We start from the raw sequence: 12,304 nt of genomic DNA, 5'->3' as shown, positions 1-12,304 counted from the left end.
TCATAATTAATTATTAAAACTCTCCGTCTTCGAGGATCTGTTTTACTCGCCCTACTTCTCCCGTCTCTAGTTTAACTTTAATACCATGAGGGTGAGTAGATGATTTTGTCAGAATTTTTTCAACAAAACCTTCGGTAAGGTCTCCTGTTCTTTGATCTTCCTTTAGAACGATCATCACATGACCTCCGATTTTTATGTTACTTCTTTTCTTACCGTCCATATTATTTTGATGGCATAATTTCCACACCTTCACCATCAAAATCAGTTTCTTCTTTTGTTGGTTGGCGTACTTCTACAATTTTACCATCGAAAAACAGGTCCATTCCTGCTAATTCATGGTTCATGTCCATAATCACATCTTTCTTATTCAGTTTTGTGATCTTCCCATCGTAAACATCTCCATCTTGGTCAGCAACCGATAGAATATGTCCTAATTGTAAAAATGCTTCTTCCTCTTCTTTATCAGCAAAACCAAAAGCATTTTTATCTACCTTAACTTCTCTGTATTGTTCAATAACTTCTCCGTAAGCATCATTACATGGCAACGAGATTTGGAAGTTATCTCCTTCCTCTTTACCCAATAATGCTTCTTCGAATTTTGGTAATACTCCACCAGAACCTACAAAAAATAAAAATGGTTCTGAAGCGTCTGCCTCTTCGATAAATTTACCTTGAGCGTTCCCTTCGTATAATTTATATGTTAAGGCTACAACCAAGCCTTCTTTTATTTTTAACTTATCCATATCTAATAATTATCTTAATATTTGATGATTAGTAGAAAAACAAAGCTTCCATACGATACATTCATTCGTTAGGAAGCTTGTTATATTATATCATGATGAAGTACAAACGACTTCTAAATTCTATGATTATTGTGGAAGATTATCAAAATCTAATCCGCCTAAATCTGAATTTTCTACAGCAGCTTTTGCTTCTTGAAGTTCTTCTTCAGTAGCAGCTCTAACATCTAAAACTTCACCTGTGAAGTATAATGTTTTACCAGCAAGTGGGTGATTAAAGTCCATTACAACATGATCATCGTTTACTTCTTTCACTTCACCTTCCATTGGCATTTCGTCAGGACCTACCATAGGTAATACGTTACCTACTTTTAAGATCTCTGCCTCATCTACTTCATCTTCTATGTTAAATACTTCTTTAGGAATTTTAATTACCGCTTGTTCTTGGTAATCTCCATATGCTTTATCCTTAGCGATAGAAAATTCAAAAGTATGTCCTTTCTCTTTTCCTTCTAACTCTACCTCAAATTCTGGAAGTACATCCATATAACCAAATAAAAACTCAAATGCATCATCTTCTCTAACATCTTGAAGTAATACACCTTCTGCATTTTCATCGTATAATTTGTAGGCAATAGTGACTACGCTATCTTTTGCTGCTTTCATAGTTCTTTAATTTTTGACAAAGGTACATTAAATAAACCTGTTAAAATATAGAAAAGTGATTTGAGAAAGATTTATTGTGAAAGATTTCTTTTTTAATTGATCTGTTCTTAATTTTTCCTTTAAAGAATTGAGTACAAAGTGTATGACGACTACTTTACTGAATTAGATTACTTTTTTCAACTTCTCCAATTTGGAGTGTGATACTTCTGAATGAATTATGATTACTAAGCAAAACTTTATTATTACAACACTATTACTGTCTACTTTTTTCTCTTGCTCATCTTCAAAAATTGATGATATCATAGAGGACGAAATAGTACTTTCTGAACCTGACACCACTATTGTAGATGAAGATACAACTATTGTATCAGTGCCTGAATCCCCTTCTACTGATCCTAATGTATTACTAATCATTGCCGATGATTTAGGGAAGGATGCCTTAAGTTTTTATGATGAAGGAATCATTTCTGCCAATACGCCCACTTTAGATTCATTAGCTCAGAATGGGTTAATTTTTAATAATAATTGGGTAGCTCCAACCTGTTCTCCAACAAGAGCTGCTATGCTAACTGGTAACTATGGAGGTACAAATGGTGTAATTGCAGTAGGTGATAATTTACCTTCAAATAGTAAAACTTTACATGCAGAACTAACAAATAGTACCAATTATTCATCTGCACTAATAGGAAAGTGGCATTTATCTGGAAATGTAAGTACTGTAGATGTAGAAGGTTTTGGAATACCATATTTTGAAGGAACTATTCCAGGTACACTAAACGATTATTATAATTTCACTACTTGCTCAAATTCAACAACTAAAGACATATCAAATACATATGTTACTAGTTATTTTACTGACTTAGCAATTGAATGGATTAATGATCAAAATAATCCTTGGTTTTTATGGTTAGCATATACAGCACCTCATACACCTTTCCATTTACCTCCAAGTGATTTACACAATCAGGGAAGTTTATCAGATGTTGAAACAGAAATAGAAGCCAATCCTTTACCTTATTATTTAGCAAGTATAGAAGCTATGGATTCCGAAATAAAACGCTTATTACAAAATATCCCTAATAAAGAAAATACCATTATCATATTTATAGGAGATAATGGTACAGATTACAGAGTGGCACAAACACCTTATGAAAAAGGCAAGGTAAAAGGTAGTTTACATCAAGGAGGTATTAATACTCCATTAATTATAAGTGGACCTTCTGTTAGAATTGGTACAGAAGAATCTATGGTAAATGCTGCGGATATGTTTGCTACTGTACTTGAATTAGCTTCTTCAAGTACAACTTTAGATAATCATAGCATCTCATATGCTCCTCTACTTTTTAATGAAACAATGGGTCCTAGAAAACATAATTTTATCGAAGCAGATGGTAATTTTACTATTACAGACGGTACTTATAAATATATTTCTGATAATCGACAAAAGTTCTATGATCTTGAACAAGATGCCTATGAAACTGTAAATTATGAATACAGAGGGTTATCTACTGAGCATGAAACAGCAAAAGCTACTTTGCTTAATCAAGTTGATAAATGGAGAGTTGATTAGTTTTTAGCTCTTTTGTTTATCATCATTGTCATAGGCGTTGGCGTTAGGTCATCTTTATATGTTTCTATGGTAACTGCAATTTTCATATCTGCAGTACGAGCAGTAAAATGTTCTTTTCCTCTCGTCCGTTCATACGTTTTTTCAAACTGTATTCCATAGGCCACTTGAAGGTATTGAATGAAACCCATAAATTCTTGTTTATGCACTCGGTTGGGGTTCGTTCCATCTAAACTAGGTACAAAACCTAATGATACAATTTGCTTCTTCTTATTAGTATAGACGAACAAAGTACCTTCAATTCCACCAACGTCCATTCTTATCATATCCCTTTCTTCTGTAAACTCCTTTCCTAACGGAAAATCAGTTATTTCCTGAGCCTTACAAAAGCTAATGGAAGATAATAAGATGACAAAGAATAAAAGGTTTTTCATAATCATGGATAGCGTTTTGATAAAGGGCTTTGATTAATTCATTCAATATAAAAAAATCTCAAGTACTTTTCTACTTGAGATTTTTTAGTTATTCACCCATTTCTTCTTTAGTATATTTCCATCTCTTATGAGACCATAACCAATTAGAGGGCTGAGCTTTTATATTTTCTTCTACGAGTTGAGCGTATTTTGTCAGTACTAAATTAGACCCTTTTTCATATTCTCCTCCATCATAGATTTCGAATAATTCTGCTTCATATTGGCTTCTACCGGTTCTAATAATTCTTGAATAAATGACAGGTATTTTCATAGAACCTGTAATCACTTCTGGTCCTGCAAAGAATGCAGATGGTCTCCCAAAGAAATCAATCCAAATTCTTTTTCTATCATAGCCCGGAGGTGATTGATCGGACACCATTCCAAATCCAAAGTTCTCTCCTTTCTTTTTTCTCACTAGAATCTGACGCATAGTATTGGCCATAGGAACGACATATCCACCAAACCTACTTCTAATTTGTTGCATCAGTTGTTCAGAAAACTTTCCTTCTAAAGGTTTATAAACCGCACCAAAACCAAAATCAAAATTGGCTGCAAACCCCGTCATTTGCCATTCCCAATTACAAACATGGCCACACATTAAAATTACTGGCTGGTTTTTATCATGAAACTTATTAAACACTTCGGGGTTTTTCACCTTAAAATGTTGCTTCATATCTTCTTTAGACATGGATAGTGATTTGATAGATTCTAGTGCTACATCTGATAAGTTCGTATAAAATCCATCTACTATTTTTTTGTGTTCTGCCTCTGATTTTTCAGGAAAGGCAATCTTAATATTTTCCGCAACAACATCTCTTCTATACCTTATTATTTTTCCTGTAACAAAGGCTAAAAATGTTGAGATAATATGCAATAAGCTAAAGGGTATCTTTGATAATAGTTGTATAAAAAACATAATATGCTAAAAAGTGACAAGCAAAATTAATTTATGTACCTAATCAAACAAAACTATTCTTAAAGTAATTTATTTTTTAAATTATGATGCTTAACTTATATAGAGTAACCCATATACTTTGCATTAATCTAAAAACTATGAATACCGATATTTTCTTTTTTGATGTTTTCAAAAGCCTCTACCTTACAGAGACTGAAAAACAAGCCATTAGAAATTGTTTCCATGAAAAACACTATAAAAAAGGAGAACTAATTATTTTAAACGGACAAGACGTAGATACTCTTTTGTATGTTGTTGATGGTTGTCTTAGAACCTATTTTATTGATGAAAAAGGAAAAGAACACACCATTCAATTTGCGGTGCATGATTGGTGGATAAGCGATATGGTAGCATTTTTCTCACAAACGAAAGCGATCTATAACATAGAATGCCTTGAAGATTCTATCGTTTTCGCCATTCATAGAGAAGATATTGAAAAGTTATGTTTTCAAATTCCAGTCTTTAATAAACTATATCGATCAAAAATGGAAGGTTCAATTGTTGGATACCAAAAAAGGATCTTGGCAAACCTTTCTCAAAATGCAACAGAGCGTTATGAACGTTTTATAGAAACGTATCCTAACATTGAAATGTCAGTTAAAAACTATCATTTAGCCTCTTATTTAGGAATAACAACTGAAAGTCTTTCAAGAATTAGAAAGGAGATGTCAAAAAGGTCGTAGAATTATCTTACATCAATTTTTCAATCAAAAAAGAAGCGTACTATTGTGTTTGTAATTTTTTGTCTACCCAAAAAAGTTACAGATCTTATTGTTGAACCAAAAATTAATTTATGAACGAGAAGGAAGTCAGGATCTTCTTCGGAATAGGAGGATTGATCACTTTCTGTAGTGGCCTAATGTCTGTTTTATCACCATTTAGGCAACATTTACTACCTTATGGAATTGATACATCAATGGCTGCTTCTAGTCATTTAATCCCAGAACAAATTGGCCTTACTGTATTAATTGTAGGAGTACTAATGATGTTATCTATGATTAAAAATGGTTTCAGAATCCCCATTGCGATTTATGTTTGTCTATTAAAGTTATACATGATTATTACTATTGTATTCCTAATGAATCAAACACATGTTATCATGGATACTTATAAGTTTGCGTTATTTTTCGACTCTATGATTTGTCTCTATGGTGCTTACTTCTTAAGTACATATAACAGAGATTTTGCAGAATAATAATCGCTCCAATAAATAAACGAGAAGGCACCTTTATGGTGCCTTTTTTAGTGTCTTATGATACTTACAAAATCATTCTTATAATCATTAATAATACTTTTATCCTTAAGGTCGGTATTTAATGATTTGATTACTTGTCTCATGATATACATTGCATAGATTCCTCCTAAAATATTACTTAGGCCAATCGCTACAAATACACCTGTTGTACCATAAAAATAACTGCCGATAATCGCTAAAGGAAATGTGAAAACAAAAGTCTTGATCAACATAATTTTCATTGACTTCCCTGGGTTTTGTAAACCATTCAGAATCGCTGTTGTTACTAAAAACATTCCATAAAATATATAAGAGAGCGATATAAAATTGAAATAATCAATTGAGTAGTTCACTACAGAAATGTCCTCACTGAAGAGTTGTGCAATGTTTCCAATAGACGAAAATAAAATGATGAAAACGATTAAACCTAAGTAAAAAGCTGCTTTACCTCCAAAGACAATCGCTTTATCTATACGTACTGTATTTTTTGCTCCAAGATTTTGAGCGATAAAGGGTGTAATTGCAGTACTTACTCCCATAATACCTATTAATGACAACATCTCTACCCTGCCTGCAACACCAAATGCAGCAACTGCCATAGCTGAATGTGTAGCCAATACATAAGTAATAAACATTTGTGTGAAAGGAGATATAATATTACTGATAGTGATCGGTATACTAATACTGAAAATGTCTTTCGTTAACATTTTCACAGAAATACTAGTTATACTATAGTTTAACTTTATCAAGTTATCTTGAATAAATAAAACAGTCATTCCTACTATAATAAACACCCATGAAATCACTGTTGCTAAAGCTGCTCCTTGAATTCCTAACTCCGGTAGGTTTAAATGACCAAAGATAAAGCCGTAATCAAGAATTAAATTAATGACACCTGCTATAGCCATAATCACTTCTGGTTTTGTTAAGTTTCCATTAGCTCTTAATAAGCTACCTGCCATAATACCTGTTGTTAATAGTGGCAATCCCACCAATAATGTATTTAGATATTGCTGAACAAGTGGTAAAATTTCTGGAGTAGCTCCTAAAAGACTAAATAATTGATCACTAAACAAGAAAACTAGAACACTCAAAACAGTAGTGGAAAGCAAACAAATCACTAAGCCTAAAATGATTGTATGTTCCGCTATCTTATTTTTCTGCTCTCCAATTAATTTTCCTACTAATGTTGAAACACCTATGGCTAACCCCATAAATAATCCAACTATCATAAAATACAATACTGATGAAAAGCTAAGTGCCGCTAAAGCATTTCCACCTAACTGCCCAACAAAATAGGTGTCTATCACTTGAAAAAGGAATGTTGACAACATACCAACACTTATTGGTAAACTCATTTTAGTGAGAGTATTTGATACTTTACCATTTAGGATCGCATTCATAATAGAAAGATTAATTTACAGAGTAACATATACAACTATTGTACATACAATAGTTAGTGAAAATTTTTTAAATAACAGTAGAAGAAAGGCTTTGTATATTTTCTTGAGCCTTTTCAAAAGAAAGTTTATTTGTATGGATCGAACCTCCTCCCAAAAACATTTTATGATCAGTTGGAACAGTAAGTCCTATAACAAACTTTGTATTTTCTTTGGCAATGATTTCAATTTCTCCATCATTTTCCTCAAGAATATGTAGAGTATTTGTGGTTAATTCATCTTCGTAAATTGAAGCTTCACCACTTCTTAAGAAGATAAACCCACGAGTTTGGTTTAACGGTGTTTCTAACACAAACTTTTCTCCTTCTTTTAATGAGACATCCAAGTAAGTAATATCAAAAGGAATATCTAAGTTTGATTTCACTCCTTTATATTCACCCGCGATGACTTTGACATTATCTACTAGTGGAATATTTTCTGGTTGAAGGTTCAAATATCCTGTAGATCCATTCTCAAGTTCAGGAGGTAATTGTAACCACAATTGATGTATGGCCAACTCCCAAGAATCAAATGGATTGACTCCTTTAGGCATTCTGTATCCTTCTGCATGGAAAATTCCATTACCGGCATTTATCCATTGTACTCCACCACTTTTAATAATATCATCGTTATTACCTGAGTCTTGATGAACTAAATTTCCTCCTTCAAAGTAGGTGATAATACCAATACCTGAATGTGGATGCATACCGAAAAACATCCCTTCATCATTTCGTTTACTCACTCCTGCATCAAAAAACACAAAAGGTTGTAAATCTCTTCTTGTCTGAGGGTCTACAATATATTGAAACCCTCCTCGACCTTGCTGGTTACGCTTTAACTGTCGTTTCATTTAATACATCTTTAAATAGTGAAAAAGAAGATTCAAACTTTTCTTTTAGCTCTTCATTTGTGATACCTTCTGAAAAATTATCTTGGAAAGTAGGAAGAGAGAAGTTACCAGTTACTTTTGCTCCTGCATATGGTAATGAAGCACTTGCTATACCTAATACTCCTAAACCTCCTCTTGGACCTGGTGAAGTAGCCATGACAAATACAGGCTTATCATTATACACTGAACGGGTAGCTCTAGAGGCCCAATCAAAAATATTCTTATATGCTGCTGTGAAATTACCATTATGCTCTGCAAATGAGATCACCACTCCGTCTGCATTATTAATCTCTTCGATAAAATCTTTCGCTTCTTGAGGAATACCTGATGCTACCTCTTTATCGATACTATAAATTGGCATTTCATAATCGCTCAACTTTAATACTTTCACTTCTGCGTCCTCAACTTGTTGAGCTGCCCAAACGGCTAATTGTTCATTGATTGATGCTTTTGAAGATGATGCTCCGAATACGACTAATTTTTTCATTTTAATTTTCTCCTTTAAGTTTTTTAATTAAGATTTCTAATGTTTTTGCTTCTTCAGCAGTTAAGTTATCCTTATAAGGTAAATGAATAGCTTCTACCTTTTTATTCATTTTATCTAATTCGGACAAACCTAAATCAGTAATTGTAATGTCCATTTTCCTTCTATTGGTAGGACATTCTGATCGATTGACAAACCCTTTATCCAATAATTTGTCAACGATTCGAGTTACGTTACTTGAGCGTTGAACCATTTTTTCCTGTATTTCATTTACAGTAATTGGATTTCCTTTTTGCCCTTTCAATATTCTTAAAACATTGTATTGTGGTTCTGTAATTTTATCTTCTTTCAAAGCTTGACTCACAGAATCTGTAATCCAATGTCCAGTTTTTATGATTTCAAAAATGGCTTTATAATATTCTTTATTGATCATTATTTGTTTAAACGATTAATGTACATACAATTGTAAGGGTAATTTTATAAGTATCCAAATAATTCGGTTTTTTTTTATAAAAAAGTTTAGAGAGATTTCTATTTAATGAAAAAGAGCTGCCTTATTCAAGCAGCTCTGTATTTAACTTACAAGCATTGAATCTAATTTCAATACCGTTTTCCAATTTCTTACGGTCACATCCACTTTTAGTCTCCTTTCCATTATTGCATGTGTTAATTTCGTTTGATGGTACTTCCCTTCACAGTATAAGTAAAGAGCCTTTTTTTTCACTTCAAAACGATCTTCCTTTGCATCAACTTCAGACAAATGCGTTATATTTTCATCTAAAGGTAAATCACCTAAGAAGCCAACATGTAGTTTATTGATATCATCTTGATTAAATGGCTGCTTACTAATAATATCTCTATAATCCACTTCATTAATTAACATCACAGGAACATCAAAATCATAATGTTCTTTGATCTTTTGTTGAAGAGTATTCTCAAATTCTTTTTCATTGAGTTCAGTACCTGAATTGAATACAACATTTCCAGATTGTATATAAGTGGTTACTTCTTTTACGCCAAGTTTCGTGATTAACTCTTTTAGGTCAGCCATGAGAATTTTTCGCTTCCCTCCAACATTAATACCTCTTAGTAAACAAACATATTTCATTTTTATGGTATTTATCGCACAGTAATTTGCTGCATTAGAAATGCTATTTGAGCAGTATCTTTACCCGTTTTTTGATAATGTTTTAAGACTTTTTCTGCTACAGACTTTGATGATTCCACCATACCAAGTTTAAAATAAAGGTGTGCTTGAGTATCCATTAAATCATAAGAGTCTGCCATAGATAAGCCATAATTCACCCAACTTAGAGCCGCTTGAAGTCTCTCGTTGTCCTCTGAATTTTCACAGAAATACCATGCCCAATCATTACAGCTGTTAACTATCTTTTTTGTTTGATAGTGTTTCACCTCTTGAAAAGTATTTTGAATACTATAAAAGGCCTTATCATCTTCACCTATTGAAAGGTAAAATTTTGGATATAACTCAAAAAAGATAACTGCTGCATTTTCAACAGGTATATATTTCTTTAAGGTGTACATATCTTTTTCAAACATCAATGGGTTATTTTCTTTTAATGATGCTCCTAAAATATTACGACCGATTTTAGAATAGATAGAATTTAAGGTCTGAGGTGGAAAGTTCTCTTTAATTTGCTCATGGTACTTTTTAAATACCTCAAAAGCATAAGCATTCGCATCTGAATGATATAAAGCGTGACTCACTACATTCACGACTCTTTTGTCCTTAAAAGAAGATGCATTGAGTTTTGATAAAAATAGGTCGGTGGTTCTATCATCTTCTAAACCTAAATCAAAAACACCAATACAATAATTTAAATATTCCTCATATGTTAGCTTTTCATTGTCTTTAATCCTCTTTTTTAGCGTAAATACTTGTTTTGAAGGGTCATGAACTTCCTCACTCTTGTCTAAAAAAATATTGGCTGGCATTCCACCTTTAAACATGTGCACTAAATTTCCTTTTTGATCAAAAAAGAGGTGAGTAGGATATGAACGAACTTTATATTTTGAAACAAATTCTTTTGCTACAGGATCATCTAGATCTCTCTTAATAGAAACAAAATGACTATTAAAATAATCGCTTACAAATTTGTTGTGGTACACATCCTCATCAAAACTCTTACAGGATTCACACCAAGATGGAGATAAAGAAACGTAAATAAGTTTGTGGTCTTCTTTTGCCTGAGAAATTATTTCTCCCCAATCCCCTCGTTCGAAATTAACAGATTGACCAAATGCAGTATTCAACAGAAAAAGTATTGAACTAGTAAGAATAAAATATTTCATTGTCTAATGTTAGTAATTTGTTGCGTTGTCCTTGTTAAACGTTAGTTCTTACAATATACAGTTTTTATTATTAGTCTGTCAATGTGTGTTATATATCTATTAGATATTTCGTGTTTATTGAGGCTACAGTTACCTTTGTGGAAAATTAAACATTTAAGAAAGTGACATTCGAAGAATTAAAGCTTAATAATTTCCTTAAAAATGCTATCGAAGACCTTGAATATGTGAACGTTACTCCTATTCAAAAAGAAGCATTCCCTGTCATTGGTTCAGGTAAAGATATAATTGGTATTGCCCAAACAGGTACGGGTAAAACTATGGCCTATCTTCTACCGCTACTTCAAAATTTAAAATTCTCTAATCAAGATGATCCAAGAGTTCTTATTGTCGTACCAACAAGAGAATTAGTTGCACAGGTAGTGGAGGAAATTAATGCATTAACGAAATACATGTCTGTTCGAACTGTAGGTGTGTATGGAGGTGCAAATATCAACACTCAAAAACAAAAAGTACATGAGGGTTTAGACATTCTTGTTGGAACTCCAGGTAGGGTTTTGGATATAGCTTTAGCGGGTGTCTTAAAGTTCAAATCACTACAGAAATTTGTTATTGATGAAGTAGATGAAATGTTGGATTTAGGTTTCCGTCCACAATTAACAAGGTTAATGGACTTGATGCCCGATCGCCGACAAAATATTATGTTCTCTGCTACGATTACAGATGATGTTGCTGAATTAATTGAAACTTTCTTCAATCAACCAACAAAAGTAGAAATAGCCAGAACGGGTACTCCTGCTGATAAGGTAACTCAAAGGGCCTATCATGTTCCTAACTTCTACACCAAGGTGAGTATGCTCGAATACCTTTTAGATCACGAACCAAATATGGAACGTACATTGGTATTCGTAAGAAATAAAAAACTCGCAGACCGTTTACATGAAACTATTGAGAAGAAGTTTCCTGAAAAAACAGGAATCATCCACTCTAACAAATCACAGAACTATCGTTTCAGGTCATTAGAGAAGTTTGAAAATGGTGAGTTCAATATCTTAATTGCTACAGATATTATTGCAAGAGGATTGGATATTAAAGGAATCACCCATGTCATCAACTTTGATACTCCTGAAATTCCGGAAGAATATATTCACCGTATTGGTAGAACAGGTAGAGCTGATGAAAAAGGTCTTGCCATAACATTCATCAATGAAGCTGAGCAAGAATACCAAATGATGATTGAAACTTTAATGGGTAAAGCGATTCCTTTGGAACCTATGCCTGAAGAAGTGCCAGTATCACAAATTTTCTCTGAAGAGGAAAAACCAAAGATCTCAGATAAAGATTACTTGCAGGATGTCCGTCACAAAACTCCTAGAGGTGGAGGTGGTGCCTTCCATACAAAACAAGGAATCAACAATCCGGAGAACCAAACAAAGAAAGTGCACAGAGGTCCTAAAAAGACGAAGCCAGTTAATAGAGGACGACTAAAAAGAAAATTCAGAAAGAAATAATAAAGACAATCCCCACTTGTGTGATATCAGGTGGGG

General features: G+C 33.0%; 15 protein-coding genes. 4 read left to right on the top strand and 11 right to left on the bottom strand.

What is annotated here, in order from left to right; genetic code table 11:
• Positions 1–13: 13 nt before the first annotated feature.
• The 3 genes from HGP29_RS03455 to HGP29_RS03445 all read right to left on the bottom strand — a co-directional run bounded on the left by HGP29_RS03455 (position 14) and on the right by HGP29_RS03445 (position 1,406).
• Positions 14–220 carry a YwbE family protein gene (locus HGP29_RS03455; protein ID WP_168880952.1) on the bottom strand — a complete coding sequence of 69 codons (207 nt, stop codon included), beginning with the start codon at positions 218–220 and terminating at the stop codon, positions 14–16.
• Position 221: 1 nt separating this feature from the next.
• Entirely contained in the window at positions 222–743 is a 522-nt protein-coding gene (locus HGP29_RS03450) for an FKBP-type peptidyl-prolyl cis-trans isomerase (RefSeq protein WP_168880951.1), read from the bottom strand.
• 126 nt (positions 744–869) lie between these two features.
• Positions 870–1,406, bottom strand: coding sequence for an FKBP-type peptidyl-prolyl cis-trans isomerase (locus HGP29_RS03445; RefSeq protein ID WP_168880950.1), 537 nt, complete (start codon positions 1,404–1,406; stop codon positions 870–872).
• A gap of 217 nt (positions 1,407–1,623) precedes the next feature.
• On the opposite strand from HGP29_RS03445, the gene HGP29_RS03440 reads away from it, so the two are divergent.
• Positions 1,624–2,976: a sulfatase-like hydrolase/transferase gene (locus HGP29_RS03440; RefSeq protein ID WP_168880949.1), complete on the top strand. Its 1,353-nt coding sequence runs from the start codon at positions 1,624–1,626 to the stop codon at positions 2,974–2,976.
• Here HGP29_RS03440 and HGP29_RS03435 read toward each other — a convergent pair.
• Positions 2,973–3,407 carry a hypothetical protein gene (locus tag HGP29_RS03435; protein WP_168880948.1) on the bottom strand — a complete coding sequence of 145 codons (435 nt, stop codon included), beginning with the start codon at positions 3,405–3,407 and terminating at the stop codon, positions 2,973–2,975. The genes HGP29_RS03440 and HGP29_RS03435 overlap by 4 nt on opposite strands.
• 88 nt (positions 3,408–3,495) lie before the next feature.
• On the bottom strand, positions 3,496–4,362 hold the full coding sequence (locus HGP29_RS03430) for a lysophospholipid acyltransferase family protein (RefSeq protein ID WP_168880947.1): 867 nt from the start codon (positions 4,360–4,362) through the stop codon (positions 3,496–3,498).
• A gap of 137 nt (positions 4,363–4,499) precedes the next feature.
• Between HGP29_RS03430 and HGP29_RS03425 the strand changes: the two genes are divergently transcribed.
• Together HGP29_RS03425 and HGP29_RS03420 are read left to right on the top strand one after the other, a co-directional pair.
• Positions 4,500–5,084 (top strand): Crp/Fnr family transcriptional regulator, encoded by a 585-nt coding sequence (locus tag HGP29_RS03425; RefSeq protein ID WP_168880946.1) that lies wholly within the window; start codon positions 4,500–4,502, stop codon positions 5,082–5,084.
• Between the two features lie 110 nt (positions 5,085–5,194).
• Positions 5,195–5,596, top strand: a complete 402-nt coding sequence (locus HGP29_RS03420; protein ID WP_168880945.1) for a hypothetical protein — start codon at positions 5,195–5,197, stop codon at positions 5,594–5,596.
• A 47-nt stretch (positions 5,597–5,643) separates the two neighbouring features.
• Here the strand turns inward: HGP29_RS03420 and HGP29_RS03415 are convergent, their stop codons facing one another.
• From HGP29_RS03415 to HGP29_RS03390, 6 genes are all read right to left on the bottom strand, one after another.
• A complete protein-coding gene (locus HGP29_RS03415) occupies positions 5,644–7,038 on the bottom strand; it encodes an MATE family efflux transporter (protein WP_168880944.1) in 1,395 nt (464 codons plus the stop codon).
• A 67-nt stretch (positions 7,039–7,105) separates the two neighbouring features.
• Positions 7,106–7,924, bottom strand: coding sequence for a pirin family protein (locus tag HGP29_RS03410; RefSeq protein WP_168880943.1), 819 nt, complete (start codon positions 7,922–7,924; stop codon positions 7,106–7,108).
• On the bottom strand, positions 7,902–8,450 hold the full coding sequence (locus tag HGP29_RS03405) for an NADPH-dependent FMN reductase (protein ID WP_168880942.1): 549 nt from the start codon (positions 8,448–8,450) through the stop codon (positions 7,902–7,904). The genes HGP29_RS03410 and HGP29_RS03405 overlap by 23 nt, the downstream gene beginning before the upstream one ends.
• Position 8,451: 1 nt before the next feature.
• Positions 8,452–8,880, bottom strand: coding sequence for a MarR family winged helix-turn-helix transcriptional regulator (locus HGP29_RS03400; RefSeq protein WP_168880941.1), 429 nt, complete (start codon positions 8,878–8,880; stop codon positions 8,452–8,454).
• Positions 8,881–9,021: 141 nt separating this feature from the next.
• Positions 9,022–9,555, bottom strand: a complete 534-nt coding sequence (locus HGP29_RS03395) for a DUF1697 domain-containing protein (protein WP_168880940.1) — start codon at positions 9,553–9,555, stop codon at positions 9,022–9,024.
• An 11-nt stretch (positions 9,556–9,566) separates the two neighbouring features.
• Complete coding sequence (locus tag HGP29_RS03390; protein ID WP_168880939.1) at positions 9,567–10,760, bottom strand: thioredoxin family protein; 1,194 nt, start codon at positions 10,758–10,760, stop codon at positions 9,567–9,569.
• 161 nt (positions 10,761–10,921) lie between these two features.
• On the opposite strand from HGP29_RS03390, the gene HGP29_RS29055 reads away from it, so the two are divergent.
• The gene (locus HGP29_RS29055) at positions 10,922–12,268 is read left to right on the top strand and encodes a DEAD/DEAH box helicase (protein ID WP_168880938.1); all 1,347 of its coding nucleotides are present in this window, start codon (positions 10,922–10,924) and stop codon (positions 12,266–12,268) included.
• Positions 12,269–12,304: the final 36 nt, after the last annotated feature.

It is taken from the genome of Flammeovirga agarivorans, assembly GCF_012641475.1.
Taxonomy (GTDB): Bacteria; Bacteroidota; Bacteroidia; order Cytophagales; family Flammeovirgaceae; genus Flammeovirga; species Flammeovirga agarivorans.
The sequence above is the reverse complement of the archived record's forward strand: the minus strand, read 5'-3'. Positions and strand labels throughout refer to the sequence as shown.